Here is a 15,798-nt window from a genome sequence, read left to right on the forward strand (position 1 = left end):
CTGGAAGATCACCTCCCACCAGCCGCGCAGACACCAACGCCGCCAGCGGTGATAGACGCTCGACCAGAGACCCAACCCGTCTGGCAGGTCGCGCCACGGCGCGCCGGTTCGGCAAATCCAGAGCGCCGCCTCAACGAAGCGGCGCAGTGCCACGTCATCACGCTTCCAGACAAGGGGGATTTGCTGCATCACCAGCATCAGCGACACCCATTGGGCGTCGTCCAGGCTTGTCCTGGTCATGGCCGCGTTCCTTGAAAGCCTCAAGACCTTCCAAGGTGGCGCGGCCAGAGACCAGATCGGAGCCAGATCGGTTAGTCAGACAGTCCGGTCACAGACCCTAGGCGGATTCCGCCATCACGATGCGGCGGCGCCGGGCATTGGCCGGCACCGCCCCGGCGGGGATGAGTTCGGAGAAGTCCTTGGTCGCCTCCATCAGCGTCACCCCGCCGAAGCCGGGGCAGAGGCGGTTGCCGAGGCGGTCCCAGGCACCCGCGCCGCGCAGCAGCAGGCGGGTGCGGAAGGGCGGGATGAAGAGCGCCGCCTCCCGCCGCGTCACGGCGAAGAGCTGGCGACGCAGCAGGCGTTCGAGCTGGCCGGTGGAGAAGGGTTCGCCGTGGCCGAAGGGGGTGCGTTCGAGATGCGCCCAGAGGCCGAGGCGGTTGGGCGCCACCACCAGCAGGCGGCCGTCATCCTTCAGCACCCGCCAGGCCTCCCGCAGCAGGCGGCGGCCATTCTCGGCATGTTCGAGGCCGTGGACGATCAGGATGCGGTCGAAGAACAGGTCGGGGAAGGGCAGCGCCTCGCCCTCGCCGATGGCGGTGCGGCTGCGGGCGCCGCGCGGCCAGCGCCAATGCGGCAGATGCGGCGGCACCAGGCTGACGCAGCGGGCGCCGTTCCGCTGCCAGAGGCGGAGGAAGGGGCTGGCATAGCCAAGGCCGAGCACCGCCGTGCCGCCGGGCAGGCGCGGCCAGATCTGGCGCATCCTCTCGCGCAGCAGGCGCGCGGCGACCAGCCCCGCCTGGGTGGCATAGAAATCCCGCAGCCCGTGGACCTCATGGCGCATGGGAGGGATATAGGACGGATCGCCCCCGGAGTTCACGGGGCAGCGTCAAGGAGATCTCCGCCATGCCGGTCTCGGTCACCGCCATCCCCTGCCTCTCCGATAATTACGCCTGGATGCTGCGCGATGCGGCGACCGGGACGGTGGCGGTCTGCGACCCCGGCGAGGCGGGGCCGGCGATCGCCGCGCTGGAGGCGGCGGGTGGGCGCTGCGACCTGATCCTGCTGACCCACCACCATGGCGACCATATCGACGGCGTCGAGGCGGTGCGGGCCCGGTTCGGCGCCCGCGTGGTCGGCGCGGCGGCGGATGCGCACCGGCTGCCGAAGCTCGACCAGGCGCTGAAGCCTGGCGAGCGGGTGAGCATCGGCGCCACCGAGGGGGTGGTGATCGACACGCCGGGCCATACGGTCGGCCATGTCGCCTTCCATTTCCCGGAGGGCGCCGTGCTGCTCTGCGGCGACACCCTGTTCTCGCTCGGCTGCGGCCGGCTGCTGGAGGGGACGGCCGAGCAGATGTTCCATTCGCTGCAGGCCCTCGCGGCCCTGCCGGTGGCGACGCTGGTCTGTTGCGGGCATGAATATACCGAGAGCAATGCCCGCTTCGCCCTCACCGTGGAGCCGGAGAACGCCATGCTGCAGGCGAGGGCGGAGGAGGTGAAGGCCCAGCGCGCCGCGGGCCAGGCGACGGTGCCGACGACCATCGGGCAGGAGCGGGAGGAGAATCCCTTCCTCCGCGCGGGCGACGTGGTGCGGCTGGCCGAAATTCGCACCGCGAAGGACAATTTCCGCTGAACCTGCGTGATGGGGGCCTGGAGGCGGCGGCGGTGATCGCCGCGCTCGGCCTCCACCCGCATCCGGAGGGCGGGCATTACCGGGAGACCTGGCGCGACGCCCCGCCCGGTGGCGGGCGCGGGGCGGGGACGGCGATCCTCTACCTGCTCGCCGCCGGTGAGCGGAGCCACTGGCACCGCGTCGATGCGGCCGAGGGATGGCACTGGCATGCCGGGGCGGCGCTGGCGCTCGGGCTGTCGGCAGATGGGCGGCGGGCCCAGGAGGTGAGGCTCGGGCCGGATCTGGGCCCGGGTGAGCAGTTCTTCGCGCTGGTGCCGAAGGGGTGCTGGCAGGCGGCGCGGAGCCTCGGCGCCTGGACGCTGGTCGGCTGCACGGTCAGCCCCGCCTTCGACTTCGCCGGCTTCGAGATGGCGCCGGAGGGCTGGGCGCCGGGCGGGTGAGGCTCCGGCGCCGGCCGCCCCGCCCGGCAGCGCCGCCGGGCCGCGTGGCTCAGCCCGGCGCCGGCTGGCCCGCACGGCCAGGCCATCGGCGGCGGGCCGCCCCGGCCTTGCCCTTCAGCCGCAGCGCCTCGGCCCACATCTCGCCGACCTCGAGGTCCTTCTCGTAGGAGCCGAGCGAGAGGGAGGCCGCCCCGGTGTAGTGCGTCAGCTCGCCGAAGAGCGGGCGCCCGTCGATGAGGTAGAAATCCACCCGCACGGCGTCGAAGGGCGCCCCCAGCCGGGCCGCCAGGTCGTGGAGCTGACGGGCCTCGGGGGGCGGGCCGGCATCGCCGGGATAGTCGGCGGGGCGGAAGCAGCCGATGTCGAGCGGCTGGAAGGTCTGCGGGTCGTAGTAGAAATGCCGCTCCTCCGGAGTGAACCGGCCGTGGATGACCTTCAGCAGCCGGGGTTGGCCGCCGAAGACGAAGAGCTTGTAGTCCTCCGGCACCCCGCCCTGCCTGCCGCGCAGGAATTCCTCGACGAGGATGCGCCTCGGGATCGAGCGGTAGCCCCATTCCCGTGCGCAATCGTAGTAGTTCTCGGCCATCCAGGCATCGAGCTGGCGGATGACGGCCTCGCGGTCCTGGCTGGCCTTGTCGCTGACGAGGATGTTGTAGGCGCAGCCGTGATTGGTCTTCGCCACGAAGCGGGAGGGCAGGTCGTCCCACGGGATGTCCCGTGCCCGCTCCCAGACGCCGAACAGCGGGACGAGGAACGCCTCCCCAATGCGGCCGGCGACCCAGTCCCGCACCGCGACCTTGTCCAGGGTGAGCGGGATCAGCGGGTTCCTGTCGTCCAGGATTTTCCGGGCGATCCGTTCGTTGAAGGTCCTGGGATGGCGGAGATCGGGGGCATAGCCCAAGGCGTCCTGCATCTGGCGGCGCAGGCGGCGCTCGTTGCGGATCCTGTCGAGCCAGGTAACCCTGTCGGCGGTGGCACGCAGGAGCCGACGCCAGGGCCGGGCCATCCAGCCTCGGCCACTGCCGGGTAAGTCGACGCGCATTCTTGCCTCCCCAGTCACGCCATCGCCCGGTTTTCATCGCCCGGTTTCCGGGAACCGCCGGCGTCCAGCGGCCGGCGAGACCCAAGGTCCGATACCAACGACGGGTCTTGAGACTGGTTCTCCGAACACCGGGCTGCATGTTCCAACGCGTCCCGCGGGCGCTGCGAGCCCCGGCGGGCCAGGGGATGTCCCGCCTGGTCCGGGCCCGATGCTGTCGCCCGGCTTGCGGCTGGCCATCGCGGCGCCTTCGGGCCACCATGCGCGAAAGGTCCGGGAGGAAACCATCAGCGTGACCGCATGCGCGGCTGCCCCGCCGCGACTCTTCGCCATGCCGGATTTCCGCCGGCTCTGGCTGGTCGGGGTCGTCATCTTCCTGGTGCGCTGGCTGGAGACGCTGGCCGTCGGCCTCTTCGTCTGGCAGGCCACCGGTTCCGCCTTCCTCGTCACCATGATCGGCATGCTGCGCGTCCTGCCGATGGGGCTGTTCGGTGCCGTGCTCGGGGCACTGGCCGAGCGGGTGGAGGCCTGGACGGCGCTGCTCGGCATCGTGCTCGTCAGCCTGCTGACCTCGCTGGCGCTGGCGCTGCTGGCGCATTGGGACATGCTCGCGGTCTGGCACCTCGCCGTGGCGAGCTTCATCAACGGGCTCTCCTGGGCGGCTGACAACCCGGTGCGGCGCGTGATGGTGGGCGAGGTGGCGGGCGCGGCGCGGATGGGCATGGCCATGTCCGCCGATGTCGGCAGCAACAATGCCAGCCGCATGCTCGGGCCGACCCTCTCCGGGCTGATCTTCGCCGCGGTCGGGATCGAGGGCACCTTCTTCGTCTCGGTCGGGCTCTACCTGCTGGCGGTCTGGGCGATGCTGCGCCTGCGCTACCGCAGCGGGGTGCGCGCCGAGAACGGCATCGGCGTCGCCGCGCGCATCCGCGAGGGGCTGGTCGCGGTGCGGGCCGACCCGCGCCTGATGGCGACGCTGGCCGTCACCGTCATCTTCAACATCTTCGGCTGGCCCTTCACCAGCCTGATCCCGGTGGTGGCGCAGCATCACCTGGGGCTCGGGCCGGAGGGGGTGGGGGTGCTGGCGAGCATGGACGGCGTCGGCGCCTTCCTCGGCGCGCTGGCGGTCGCGGCCTGGGTGGGGCCGTCGCGCTATGCGCGCTGCTACCTCGCCGGGGTGACGATGTACTTCGCCATGCAGATCCTCTTCGCGCTCTCGCCGCATCCTTGGGCGGCCGGGGTGGCGCTGCTGCTGACCGGCTTCGGCCAGGCCGGCTTCAGCATCATGCAGGCGACGCTGGTCTACCGGCTGGCCCCGGTCGAGCTGCGCAGCCGCGTGCTCGGCCTGCTCTCGGTCTGCATCGGGATCGGGCCGGTGGGCTTCGTCCATATCGGCCTGCTGGCGGATGCGATCGGCGCGCCGGCGGCGGCCGCGCTCAGCGGGGCGGAGGGGTTGCTGGCGCTGCTGCTCACGCGCAGGCTCTGGCGCCAGATCGAGGGAGAGACGCCACCATGAACGACCTGACGATCCGCGCCGTGCGCACCACGCTGCTGCGGATGCCCTGGGCCAACGACCCCTGGATGAAAGGCCATGCACTCGGCCCGATGCGCGAGCTGGTGGTGGTGGAGCTGGAGACGGCCTCCGGCATCACCGGCATGGGCTACCTGCACCTGCTGACCCTGCCGCTGCAGCGCACCATCGCCTGCTGCATCGAGGAGGCGATGGCACCGCAGGTCATCGGCCGCAGCGCGACCGAGGTGGAGGGGATCTGGCAGGATCTCTGGCGGATGACGGTGACCGGCGGCCGGGGCGGCGTGACGATGATGGCGCAGTCGGCCATCGACATCGCGCTCTGGGACATCCTCGGCAAGTCGGCGGGGCTGCCGCTGCACCGGCTCTGGGGCCATGTGCGGAGCGAGATCCCCGTCTATGGCAGCGGCTGCTTCCGCGGCGCGCTGGGCGAGGGGATGGCGGCGAAGGCCGGGCATTTCGCCGATGCCGGCTACAAGGCCATCAAGATGCAGGCGGCGCATATCGGCGACTGGCGGCAGGATGTGCGGAACCTCCGCCTGGTGCGCGACACGGTCGGGCCCGATGTCGAGATCATGATCGACATCAACATGGGCTGGACCGCCGACCAGGCGATCATCGCGGGCCGTGCCTTCCAGGATTACGACCCCTACTGGATCGAGGAGCCGGTGCTGCCGGATGACTATGCCGGCTATCTGCGCTGCGCCGAGGCGCTGACGACGCGCGTGGTGGGGGGCGAGACGCATTTCGGCCGAGCGGACCTCAAGCCCTTCCTGCAGAACCCGCGGCTGCCGATCCTGCAGCCCGACCCGATGCGTGGAGGGCTGACCGAACTCCGCAAGATCGCCACCGTCGCCGAGACCTGGGGCATGACGATCGCGCCGCATCTCTTCCCGGAGCTGAACGTGCATCTGCTGGCCAGCATCCCGAATGCGGCCTGGGCGGAGCAGATGGGGCTGCTCGACGATCTCTGGGTGGAGCATCCGCGGATCGAGGCGGGCATGATCCATGCGCCGGAGACGCCCGGGCATGGCCTTGCCTTCAAGCCGGAGGTGCTGCTCGACTTCGCCCTGGCCTGAGCGCAGGCCGTATGACGGAAAGGGGCCTGGGCGCGGTGCCCAGGCCCGGGGTGGCCGGATCAGGCCGCGAGGGTGGCGATCGCCGCATCCACGCCGCCCGGCGTGTGCGGCACGCCCGCGACCTTCATCGCCAGCTCGACGGTCGAGAGCGTGCCGAGGATCATCGGCTCGTTCAGGTCGCCGAGATGGCCGATGCGGAAGACCTTGCCGCCGAGCGGGCCGAGGCCGCCGCCGAGCGAGACGTTGAAGCGCTTCAGCGCCACGCCGCGCAGGTCGTCGGCATTGAAGCCTTCCGGCATCAGGATCGCCGTCACGCTGTCGGAGTAGCGGGCCGGGTTGGTGCAGAAGAGCTGCGGCCCGTTATTGCCCGACCAGTGCTGCACCGCAGCCCGCACGGCCCGTGCCAGGCGGCTGTGGCGGGCGAAGACGTTCTCGAGGCCCTCCTCCTGCTCGATCAGGCGGAGGCTCTCCTGCAGCGCGAAGAAGAAGCTGACGGGCACGGTGCCGACGAAGCTCTTGTGCGGCCGCGCCAGCATGTTGGTCCAGTTGAAGTAGTGCTTCGGCAGGCGCGAGGTCTTGTGGGCCTCCATCGCCTTGTCGGAGACGCCGTTGAAGCTCATCCCCGTATGGAGCATCAGCCCCTTCTGGCTGCCGCCGACCGCGGCATCGACGCCCCATTCATCCATGCGGAAATCGAGCGAGCCGAGCGAGGAGATGGTGTCGGCCAGCAGCAGCGCCGGGTGGCCGGCGGCGTCGATGGCGGCGCGGATCTCCTGCACCGGCAGCGTCATGCCGGTTGCCGTCTCGTTGTGGACGACGCAGACGGCCTTGATGCGGTGCTCGCGGTCGGCGGCCAGCGCCGCCTGCACCGCGGCCGGGTCGGCGCCATGGCGCCAGTCGGCGGCGACGGTCTGCACCTCGATGCCGAGGTCCCCTGCCATCTTCGCCCAGGATTCGGAGAAGTAGCCGCTTTCGACGATCAGCACCGTGTCGCCGGGCGAGAGCAGGTTGACGAGGCAGGCTTCCCAGGCGGCATGGCCGGAGCCGGTGTAGAGGAAGATGTTCTGCTGCGTCTTCAGCACGCGCTTCAGCCCGGCGATGCAGGCCTCGTAGACCTCGATGAAGGTCGGGTCGTTGAAGTCGACGGTCTGGTGGGCACCGGCCAGCAGCACGGAATCCGGGATATTGGTCGGGCCGGGATTGGCGAAGAACTGGCGGCCGCGGGGCTTCCGGGCGGGCTGCGTGGCGCTCATGGCGTCCTGATTCCCCCAAGGGTTTTTGTCATGCGGTCATCCCATGCCTGTGGGCGGTTGCCCAGGGGTAAGAGCATGGGGCGCCCGAGGACGGGCAGGCTGGCCGGCCCTCGCCGGGCGATGCAACGGGCCGGTGCCGTCGAGGCCGCGGCGGGCCGAGGTGCAACCGGCCTCGTTGCGGCGCCTGGCCGGTTACGCGGGCAGCGGGAATTGCCGGAGATAGGGCATGTAGCTCTCCTCCACATCCATCTCGAAGGAGGCGAGCACGCGCACCACGGCACAGTAGAAGCTGGCGGTGAGGACGAGGTCGGTCAGGCTGGCCGGGTCGAGCTGCTGTTGCAGCGCGGCGAAGGTGGCGGGGGCGATGCCCGGCCCGTCATGCACCTCGCGCGCGGCCTGCAGCACCAGCCGCGCCAGCGGCTCGAGCGCCGAGGCCTCGCCACGGCTCTCCTGGATGAGGGCCGCGATATCGGCATCGGTAACGCCGAAATCATGGCCGATCTTGATGTGGTGCGACCACTCGTAGGGTGAGCGGGCGAGCCAGCCCACCTGCAGGATCGCCAATTCGCGCAGCCGGGCATCGAGGGTGGTGCCGTGGCGGAGATAGCCGCCGAGGGCGCCGAAGGCGCGGGCGGCGGCGGGGTTGTGGACCAGGATCTTGTGCAGGTTGATGTCGCGGGCCAGCAGCGGCTGGTCCTCGGGGGCGAGATCGGATTTTTCGAGATAGGGCAGGCGGGCCATGGCGGTTCAGCCTTCCAGGAAGCGGTAATGGAAGCCATCCGCCGCCGCCGTGACGCGGCCGGCGGTGCGGCCGGGGAAGTGGATGGGCAGCACGACGGTCGGGGTCTCAGCCACCTCGGCGAGGAAGCGGCGGCGGGAGGCGATGCCCTGCTCCGCATTCCAGTCGAAGATGGTGGACCAGGCGGGTTCGCGGATCTGCAGGGCGTGGTGCATCAGGTCCCCGGTGACGACGGCGCGCTGGCCGCCCGAGGTGATGTTGATGCAGCAATGGCAAGGCGAGTGGCCCGGCGAGGGCGAGAGGTGGATGCAGTCGTCGAGGGCGAAGTCGTCATCGACGAGCAGCGCCTGGCCGGCGGCGACCACGGGCTCGCAATTGTAGCGCCAGACGTTGCCGGGCGGGTTGGCGCCGCGGGCGGTGGCCTCCTCCCAGGCGGCGTACTCGCCCCGGTGGAAGACGTATTTGGCTCGCGGGAAGGTCGGCACCCAGCGCCCGTTCACCAGCCGCGTGTTCCAGCCGCAATGGTCGATATGGAGATGGGTGCAGAAGACGTAGTCGATATCCTCGAAGCGCAGCCCCTCGGCGCGGAAGCCCTCCAGCCAGGGCGCCTTCGGGAAGTCCATCGGCGGCGGGAAGCCCTTGTCCTCGCCGGTGCAGGTATCGACCAGGATGGTGTGCTTCGGTGTGCGGACCACGAAGGTCTGGTAGGTGATGACCATGCGGCCGCTGGCCTGGTCGAAGACGACCGGGTCCATGCCCGCGAGGAAGGCCCGGCCGCGCTCCGGCTCATAGGCCGGGAACATGTCCTCGGGCCGGCGCCAGGGGCCGTCGCGCTCGATGATGCTGGTGATGGTGACGTCGCCGATGCGGAGGCTCTGCATGATGGGGCGTTCCCTGTGTGGTGTTCCCTCAGGCGTCGATATGGGCGGTGGCGCGGACGGCCGGGCGCGCCTCGAAGCCGGCCTGCCAGGCGGCGAGGGCCGGATGCGCCTTGCGCCAGCCGAATTCCGGCCAGCGGAAGTCGAGATAGGCGAGGCTGCAGCCGATCGCGACATGGCCGATATCGTAGGGGGTGGCCTCCAGACGGGGCACCAGCGCGTCCAGCGCGGGCAGAACCGCGGCACGCTTCAACTCGAAGCCCTCGATGATGGCGGGGTCGGGGCTGGTCCGCAGGGACTCGCCGCGCCAGAGCAGCAGCATCTCCATGAAGCCGGTGCCGAGCGCATGGCGCTGCATGGCGTCGATCCGCCCCGGGCCCGGGGCGGGGAAGAGGCGCGGGGCATTGCCCAGCCCATCCAGGTATTCGCAGATGGTGATGGAGTCGAAGAGGATGCCGCCATCGGGCAGCACCAGCGTCGGGATGCGCCCGAGCGGGTTGCGCGGCAGGAGGGAGCGGTCGGTCCTCGTCAGCGCGACGACGGTCGGGATGCGCTCGATCTGCGCGTCCAATCCGCGCTCATGGGCGCAGACCATGACCTTGCGGACGAAGGGAGAGCGGCTCGACCAATGCAACTGCATGGTGGCCTGCGGTGGCGGCATGGATATCTCCCCCTCGTACTTTGAGGGGAGTGTGCCTTGCCGCGCCGCGGATGCAAGCCAGGGCCCGGCGCAAGGCCGGGCCTGGTAGGCTTAGAAGCCTTCGCGCTCCAGGCGCTTGCGCTCCACCTTGCGGGCGCGACGGACGGCCTCGGCGGCCTCGCGGGCGCGGCGCTCGGAGGGCTTCTCGTAGTGGCGGCGCAGCTTCATCTCGCGGAACACACCCTCGCGCTGAAGCTTCTTCTTGAGCGCCTTCAGCGCCTGATCGATGTTGTTGTCACGAACGACGACTTGCACGCGGCCTTGCCTCCATGGGCTTGACGGGGAAACAGGAATCGCCGCTCAGGGGGCGCGGTTGCAGGCGGCTCGGACGAACCGGGCCACCTTCGCCATCCCCACCCTGATGCGGAGGGGTGATTCCCTAGCATGGGAAGGGCTGGTGCGGGAAGCCCCCTCCCGCTCCGGGCCTTCCGCCCCCAAATCGGCCCTGGGTTCCCGGAGGGAGGTTTGCCTTGGCCATACTGAAGATCGCCCGCATGGGCCACCCGGTGCTGCTGCGTGCGGCGGAGCCGGTGGACGACCCGACCCATCCCGAGATCCGCCGGCTGATCGCCGACATGGCGGAGACGATGCTCGATGCCTCGGGAATCGGCCTGGCGGCGCCGCAGGTGCATGTGCCGCTGCGGCTCTTCGTCTGGCGCGGCCCGACCGGGGTCTCCGCCCTGGTGAACCCTGAGCTGGAGCCGCTGGGAGAGGAGCTGGAGACCGCCTGGGAGGGCTGCCTCTCCATCCCCGGCCTGCGCGGCTCGGTGGAGCGGCCGCGGCGGATCCGCTATCGCGGGCTGGATGCCGAGGGCAACCCGGTGGAAGGCGAGGCGGAGGCGATGACCGCGCGGGTGATGCAACACGAGACGGACCATCTGGACGGAGTCCTCTACCCCATGCGCATGACCGACCATTCCCTCTTCGGCTTCACCGAGGAGCTGGCCCGCGCCGCGGGGAGCCCGGCGCGATGACCGAGCGGTCCGAGATCCGCGACCGGGCGCTGCGGGCCATGCTGCCCATCGCGGCCGGGCAGGGCTGGAATTGGGCCACGATCCGCGCCGGGCTGGCCGCCATCGGCGAGGACCCGGCCCTGGCCGAGAGCCATTTCCCGACCGGGCCGGTAGGGGCCGTCGCCCATTGGATCGACCTCTCCAACCGCGAGATGGAGGCGGCCGCGGCGGCGGAGGACATCGCCACGCTGCGGGTGCCGGCGCGCATCCGCCGGCTGGTGGAGCTGCGGCTGCTGGCCGTCGCGCCGCACAAGCAGGCGCTGCGGCGGGCGCTCAGCCTGCTGGCGCTGCCCTGGAACACGCCGGCCGCCTTCCGCACCACGGCGCAGACGGTGAACGCGATCTGGTATGCGGCGGGCGACAGCTCGGCCGATTTCTCCTGGTACACGCGGCGGGCGACGCTGGCCGGCGTCTATGGCGCGACGCTCGCCTACTGGATGCGGGACGACGAGCCGGGCGTGGAGGATGCGCTCGATTTCCTCGACCGGCGCCTCGCCGATGTGGCGCGCCTCGGCAAGCTGCGGCGCCGGGCGGCCTGATCGACCGCAGCTGATTGACCCTGGGCGCGGGGCATGGTGCGCTTCCCCCAACGGATAAAGGGGGAGGGCGCCATGCCCATCGTGCCGAATCACGTCAGGCGGCGGCTCGCGGCGGGCGAGGTCTCGCTCGGCTTCGGGGTGCACCACCTGCGCGGGAGCGCGGTCGGGATGATCGCCGCGGCCACCGGCTATGACTGGCTCTTCATCGACATGGAGCATGGCGCGATGAGCGTGCAGGAGGCGACGCAGATCGCCCTCGCCGCGCTCGGGCAGGGGATCACCCCCATCGTCCGCTGCTGCAAGGATGCGCTCTTTGAGGGGACGCGGGCGCTCGACAACGGCGCCATGGGCGTCGTCGTGCCGCATGTCGATACCGCCGAGGAGGCGCGGGCGGTGGCGGCCGCCTTCCGCTTCCCGCCGCTCGGCACCCGGAGCTGGGGCGGGCCGCCCTTCGCCTATGGGTTCCAGCCGCCGCCCGTCGCCGAGGCGCAGGCCGAGCTGAACCGGGAGATCCTGGTGGCCTGCATGATCGAGACGCCGGAAGCGGTGGAGAATGCCGGGGCCATCGCCGCGGTGCCGGGGGTGGACGTGCTGCTGATCGGCACCTCCGACCTGACGGCCTCCATGGGCATCGCGGGCCAGATCGGCCATCCGGACGTGCAGGCGGCCTATGGCAAGGTGGCGGCGGCCTGTGCCTCGGCCGGCAAGGTGCTCGGCATGGGCGGCGTCTACGACGAGACCTGGGCGGCGGCCTATATCCGCCTCGGGGCGCGCTTCGTCCTCGCCGGCTCCGACCACACCATGCTGATGGCGGCGGCAGGCGGGCGCAGCAGCTTCCTGCGCGGCCTAGCCAGCCCGTAACCCTTCCAGCCCGGATTGCGCGGGATCAAGGCGGGGCGGCCTGCGGGCCGCCAATCTGCCTGAAGCGGCCCCGGAAGTGACTTGCGAATGGTTCTCACTTCCATTATCAACGGGCCGCCAGTCCGGAGAAGACGTCCGCATGCCTGTTCGCCCCACGCGACGCCTGCTTGCCCTCGCCGCCTCTGCCTGCCTCGCGGCATGGTCCGGCCCGGCCGCCTCGGCCAATGAGGTCAACCTCTATTCCTCGCGCCACTACGACAGCGACCGCGCCCTCTATGAGGCCTTCTCGAAGGAGACGGGCATCCGGGTGCGGCTGATCGAGGGCGATGCCGACCAGCTGATCGAGCGCATCCGCAATGAGGGCGCGAACAGCCCGGCCGATGTCTTCATCACCGTGGATGCGGCGCGGCTGGCACGGGCGGCCTCCTCCGGCATCCTGCAGCCGCTGCGCTCGCCGGTGATCGAGCAGCGCATCCCGGCAGCGCTGCGCGACGGGCAGGGCCTGTGGTTCGCCGTCTCCACCCGCGCCCGCGTCATCATGTATGACAAGGAGCGCGGCACGCCCGAGGGTCTGGCGCGTTACGAGGACCTGGCCGATCCGCGCTTCCGCGGGCAGATCTGCGTCCGTGCCGCCAGCCATCCCTACAATACGAGCCTCGGCGCCTCGATCCTGGCCGCCAACGGGCCGGAGCGGACGGAGGAGTGGGCCAAGGGCTTCGCCGCCAACCTCGCGCGTCCGCCGCAGGGCGGCGACCGCGACCAGTTCCGCGCCATCCCGGCCGGGCAGTGCGGGCTCGCCATCGCCAACACCTACTACCTGGCGGCGATCGGTGCCTCCGAGCGCGCCGAGGACCGGGCGCTGTTCTCCCGCATCGGCGTCATCTTCCCGAACCAGGCGCCGGGCGACCGCGGCACGCATGTGAACATCTCGGGCGCCGGGCTGGTGAAGACGGCGCCGAACCGCGAGGCGGCGGTGCGCTTCCTCGAATACCTGACGAGCGGCCCGGCGCAGGAGCGCTTCGCCCTCGGCAACATGGAGTATCCGGCCGTCGCCGACGCGCCGCTGCACCCGGCGCTGCGCGCCATGGGCAGCTTCCGGCCCGAGCCGGTCGATGCCGAGCGGACGAATGCGAATGCCACGCAGGCGCTGCAGATCATGCAGCGCGCCGGCTGGCGCTGAGGGAGGCGGCGATGATCCTCTGCCTCTGCAACGCGCTCTCCGACAAGCAGGTGACCGAGGCGGTCGAGAAGGGCGCCAGCAAGCCGCGCGACGTCTATGCCCATTGCGCCTGCAAGGCGCAGTGCGGGACGTGTACGCGAATGATACTCAGCATGATCCGCGACCTCGCCGCGCCGCCAGCGCAAAGCCGGGCTTCCTGACGGCGCGTTCTGCTATACAAGTCGGCCCATCCTCAGCGCGCGCCAGGAGCCCATGGCCCCTGGCGCCCTTTCGTGCCGGAGCCGCCATGAAGGCCGACCCCAAGGTCATCGAGCATCTGAACACCCAGCTCACCAACGAGCTGACCGCGATCAACCAGTACTTCCTGCACGCACGGATCCTCCGCCATTGGGGCGTGACCAAGCTCGGCGCGCACGAGTACAAGGAATCGATCGAGGAGATGCACCACGCCGACTGGCTGATCGAGCGCATCCTCTTCCTCGGCGGCCTTCCCAACCTGCAGCGGCTGAACCAGGTGCTGGTCGGGCAGACGGTGGAGGAGATCCTCCGCGCCGACCTCGCCATCGAGGAGAAGGCGACCGGCGACCTGCGCGAGGGCATCGCCTATGCCGAGAGCGTCCGCGACTTCGTCTCCCGCGACCTGCTCCTGAAGATCCTGGCGAACGAGGAGGAGCATGTGGACTTCCTCGACCGCCAGTTCGACCTGATCAAGCTGATCGGCATCGAGCGCTACATCCTGCTCAACAGCGCCGCCGCCCCGGACCAGCACGAGGCGGACTGACCGCAGCGCCCGGCCGATGGCCCTCCCGCCCGCCTTCCTCGAGGAGCTGCGGGCCCGGACGCCGCTGCCGGGCCTGATCGGCCGCAAGACGCGCCTCGCGCGGAACGGGCGGCAGTGGAAGGGGTGCTGCCCCTTCCACAACGAGAAGACACCCTCCTTCTACGTCTATGACGACCATTTCCACTGCTTCGGCTGCGGCGCGCATGGGGATGCGATCACCTTCCTGATGCGCGCCGAGGGCGCCAGCTTCCCCGAGGCCGTCGAGCGCCTTGCCGGCGAGGCGGGGCTGGAGGTGCCGAAGGCGACGCCCCAGGCCGCGGAGCGGGAGCGGCGGGCGCGCGACCTCTATGGCGTCTGCGCGGCGGCCGAGGCGGCGTTCCGCCGAAGGCTGATGCTGCCCGAGGGGCGTGCGGCGCTCGACTACCTGCGCCAGCGCGGGCTGACGGAGGCGACCATCGCGCGCTTCGGCCTTGGCTGGTCGGGCGAGGGCAGGGGGGCGCTGGCTGCCGACCTCAAGGGCGAGGGGATCACGCCCGAGCAGCTCGTCGCCGCCGGGCTGATGAAGCCGCGCGACCCGGACCGGCCCGAGGCGGGGCTGGTCGATATGTTCTTCAACCGGGTGATCTTCCCGATCCGCGACCGGCGGGGGCGGACCATCAGCTTCGGCGGGCGCATCCTCGGCGACGGGCAGCCGAAATACGTCAACGGGCCGGAGACGGAGCTCTTCTCCAAGCGGCGCAGTCTCTACGGGCTCGACCTGGCGCGGGAGGGGGCCTTCCGCGGCGCGCCGGTGGTGGTGGCCGAGGGCTATATGGATGTCATCGCGCTCCATCAGGCGGGGTTCGGCGGGGCGGTGGCACCGCTCGGCACCGCCCTGACCGCCGAGCAGCTGGAGGCGCTGTGGCAGGTCTCGCCCGAGCCGGTGCTCTGCTTCGACGGCGATGCGGCGGGGGCCAAGGCAGCGGCCAAGGCGGCGGAGGTGGCGCTGCCGTTGCTGGCGCCGGATCGGAGCCTCAGGCTTGCGGCGCTCACCGGCGGCGAGGACCCGGATACGCTGGTGGCGAGAGGCGGGCCGGCTGCCTTCGAGGCCGTGCTGGCCGAGGCGAAGCCGCTCTCGGTCGCGCTCTACGACCTGCTGGCCGGGACGTCGCCGCCCGCGACGCCGGAGCAGCGGGCAGCCTTCCGCAACCGGCTGGAGGCGGCGGCCAAGAGCATCCCGGACAAGATACTGGCCGGCGAGTACCGGCGGAGCTGGCTCGACCGGTTTTTCGAGAGTAGCCGGGGTGGCGCCCGGCCGGCCCAGAAACCGGCAGGCGGGGCGGCTTATGGGCCGAGGCCGTCCCGCGACCGACGGGGCCGGCCTGGCGAGCTCGTCAGCATTCCCGGCCTGCAGCGCGCCGCCATCGACCATGAGGCGATCCGCCTGGAACGCACCCGCAACCTTCTGGCGATCCTGATCCGCCATCCGTCCCTGCTGCCCGAGGTGGAGGAGGCGCTGGCCGTGCTCGACCTGCCACAGGGAGACTGCGCGCGGTTGCGGGATGCATTGCTGGCATGGCTCCCGACCGCTGATCACCTTGACTTGACGAGCCTGATGGACCACCTGCGGGAAACGGGCTGGGAGTCGGTTGTGTCCTGGGCGACCAGGAAGCAGGGGCTCTGTCAGGCTGCCGATCCCGAGGCCCAGCCGAAGGACGCCCTGGAGGCCTGGTGGCACTTCTTTGGATTGCTGCGGGGTGAGGCAGAGCTGATCGAGGACCGGGCCGAGGCGGAGAGGATGCTGGTCGAAACCAATGATCCCATCGCGCAGCAGCGTCTCATCAGCCTGAACAAAGCGCTGGATGCGCTGCGCCGTGGCGAGGCCGATGAACCGGCAGAGTCGGGTACCATATAGTAGATAGGGCATTTGCA

At 70.7% G+C, this 15,798-nt stretch carries 19 protein-coding genes; 11 read left to right on the forward strand and 8 right to left on the reverse strand.

Annotated elements, in window-relative coordinates; genetic code table 11:
• Positions 1-240: transposase (locus tag BLR02_RS00005; protein WP_143017997.1), on the reverse strand; the 240-nt coding region annotated here is incomplete at its 3' end.
• A gap of 97 nt (positions 241-337) precedes the next feature.
• Positions 338-1,063 (reverse strand): class I SAM-dependent methyltransferase, encoded by a 726-nt coding sequence (locus BLR02_RS00010; RefSeq protein WP_090560358.1) that lies wholly within the window; start codon positions 1,061-1,063, stop codon positions 338-340.
• 62 nt (positions 1,064-1,125) lie between these two features.
• Between BLR02_RS00010 and gloB the strand changes: the two genes are divergently transcribed.
• Both gloB and BLR02_RS00020 read left to right on the forward strand, forming a co-directional pair.
• Positions 1,126-1,854 (forward strand): hydroxyacylglutathione hydrolase, encoded by a 729-nt coding sequence (gene gloB, locus BLR02_RS00015; RefSeq protein WP_090659275.1) that lies wholly within the window; start codon positions 1,126-1,128, stop codon positions 1,852-1,854.
• Between the two features lie 32 nt (positions 1,855-1,886).
• Positions 1,887-2,294, forward strand: coding sequence for a cupin domain-containing protein (locus BLR02_RS00020; RefSeq protein WP_245704558.1), 408 nt, complete (start codon positions 1,887-1,889; stop codon positions 2,292-2,294).
• A 49-nt stretch (positions 2,295-2,343) separates the two neighbouring features.
• Here the strand turns inward: BLR02_RS00020 and BLR02_RS00025 are convergent, their stop codons facing one another.
• The gene (locus BLR02_RS00025; RefSeq protein ID WP_090659280.1) at positions 2,344-3,336 is read right to left on the reverse strand and encodes an ATP-grasp fold amidoligase family protein; all 993 of its coding nucleotides are present in this window, start codon (positions 3,334-3,336) and stop codon (positions 2,344-2,346) included.
• A 289-nt stretch (positions 3,337-3,625) separates the two neighbouring features.
• Here BLR02_RS00025 and BLR02_RS00030 point away from each other — a divergent pair, with 289 nt between their 5' ends.
• Positions 3,626-4,849 (forward strand): MFS transporter, encoded by a 1,224-nt coding sequence (locus BLR02_RS00030; RefSeq protein WP_176849300.1) that lies wholly within the window; start codon positions 3,626-3,628, stop codon positions 4,847-4,849.
• Positions 4,846-5,943: a mandelate racemase/muconate lactonizing enzyme family protein gene (locus tag BLR02_RS00035; protein WP_090659286.1), complete on the forward strand. Its 1,098-nt coding sequence runs from the start codon at positions 4,846-4,848 to the stop codon at positions 5,941-5,943. Before BLR02_RS00030 ends, BLR02_RS00035 begins: the two co-directional genes overlap by 4 nt.
• Before the next feature lie 59 nt (positions 5,944-6,002).
• Here the strand turns inward: BLR02_RS00035 and BLR02_RS00040 are convergent, their stop codons facing one another.
• The 5 genes from BLR02_RS00040 to rpsU all read right to left on the reverse strand — a co-directional run bounded on the left by BLR02_RS00040 (position 6,003) and on the right by rpsU (position 9,768).
• Positions 6,003-7,196, reverse strand: a complete 1,194-nt coding sequence (locus BLR02_RS00040) for a pyridoxal-phosphate-dependent aminotransferase family protein (protein WP_090659289.1) — start codon at positions 7,194-7,196, stop codon at positions 6,003-6,005.
• A gap of 192 nt (positions 7,197-7,388) precedes the next feature.
• On the reverse strand, positions 7,389-7,937 hold the full coding sequence (locus tag BLR02_RS00045; protein WP_090659293.1) for a carboxymuconolactone decarboxylase family protein: 549 nt from the start codon (positions 7,935-7,937) through the stop codon (positions 7,389-7,391).
• Positions 7,938-7,943: 6 nt separating this feature from the next.
• A complete protein-coding gene (locus BLR02_RS00050) occupies positions 7,944-8,816 on the reverse strand; it encodes an MBL fold metallo-hydrolase (RefSeq protein ID WP_090659296.1) in 873 nt (290 codons plus the stop codon).
• 28 nt (positions 8,817-8,844) lie between these two features.
• Entirely contained in the window at positions 8,845-9,474 is a 630-nt protein-coding gene (locus tag BLR02_RS00055; protein WP_218127828.1) for a glutathione S-transferase family protein, read from the reverse strand.
• A gap of 90 nt (positions 9,475-9,564) precedes the next feature.
• Positions 9,565-9,768: a 30S ribosomal protein S21 gene (gene rpsU, locus BLR02_RS00060; RefSeq protein WP_007006360.1), complete on the reverse strand. Its 204-nt coding sequence runs from the start codon at positions 9,766-9,768 to the stop codon at positions 9,565-9,567.
• A gap of 215 nt (positions 9,769-9,983) precedes the next feature.
• On the opposite strand from rpsU, the gene def reads away from it, so the two are divergent.
• The 7 genes from def to dnaG all read left to right on the forward strand — a co-directional run bounded on the left by def (position 9,984) and on the right by dnaG (position 15,781).
• Positions 9,984-10,487 (forward strand): peptide deformylase, encoded by a 504-nt coding sequence (def, locus tag BLR02_RS00065; RefSeq protein ID WP_090560366.1) that lies wholly within the window; start codon positions 9,984-9,986, stop codon positions 10,485-10,487.
• Positions 10,484-11,065 carry a COQ9 family protein gene (locus BLR02_RS00070; RefSeq protein ID WP_090659299.1) on the forward strand — a complete coding sequence of 194 codons (582 nt, stop codon included), beginning with the start codon at positions 10,484-10,486 and terminating at the stop codon, positions 11,063-11,065. Before def ends, BLR02_RS00070 begins: the two co-directional genes overlap by 4 nt.
• 72 nt (positions 11,066-11,137) lie before the next feature.
• On the forward strand, positions 11,138-11,926 hold the full coding sequence (locus BLR02_RS00075; protein ID WP_245704559.1) for an HpcH/HpaI aldolase family protein: 789 nt from the start codon (positions 11,138-11,140) through the stop codon (positions 11,924-11,926).
• A 139-nt stretch (positions 11,927-12,065) separates the two neighbouring features.
• Entirely contained in the window at positions 12,066-13,106 is a 1,041-nt protein-coding gene (locus BLR02_RS00080) for an extracellular solute-binding protein (RefSeq protein WP_090659303.1), read from the forward strand.
• A gap of 11 nt (positions 13,107-13,117) precedes the next feature.
• On the forward strand, positions 13,118-13,306 hold the full coding sequence (locus BLR02_RS00085) for a (2Fe-2S)-binding protein (protein WP_090560369.1): 189 nt from the start codon (positions 13,118-13,120) through the stop codon (positions 13,304-13,306).
• Between the two features lie 86 nt (positions 13,307-13,392).
• Entirely contained in the window at positions 13,393-13,887 is a 495-nt protein-coding gene (bfr, locus tag BLR02_RS00090; RefSeq protein WP_090560370.1) for a bacterioferritin, read from the forward strand.
• Between the two features lie 16 nt (positions 13,888-13,903).
• Positions 13,904-15,781 (forward strand): DNA primase, encoded by a 1,878-nt coding sequence (dnaG, locus tag BLR02_RS00095; RefSeq protein ID WP_090659306.1) that lies wholly within the window; start codon positions 13,904-13,906, stop codon positions 15,779-15,781.
• Positions 15,782-15,798: the final 17 nt, after the last annotated feature.

Source organism: Belnapia rosea (genome assembly GCF_900101615.1).
Taxonomy (GTDB): Bacteria; Pseudomonadota; Alphaproteobacteria; order Acetobacterales; family Acetobacteraceae; genus Belnapia; species Belnapia rosea.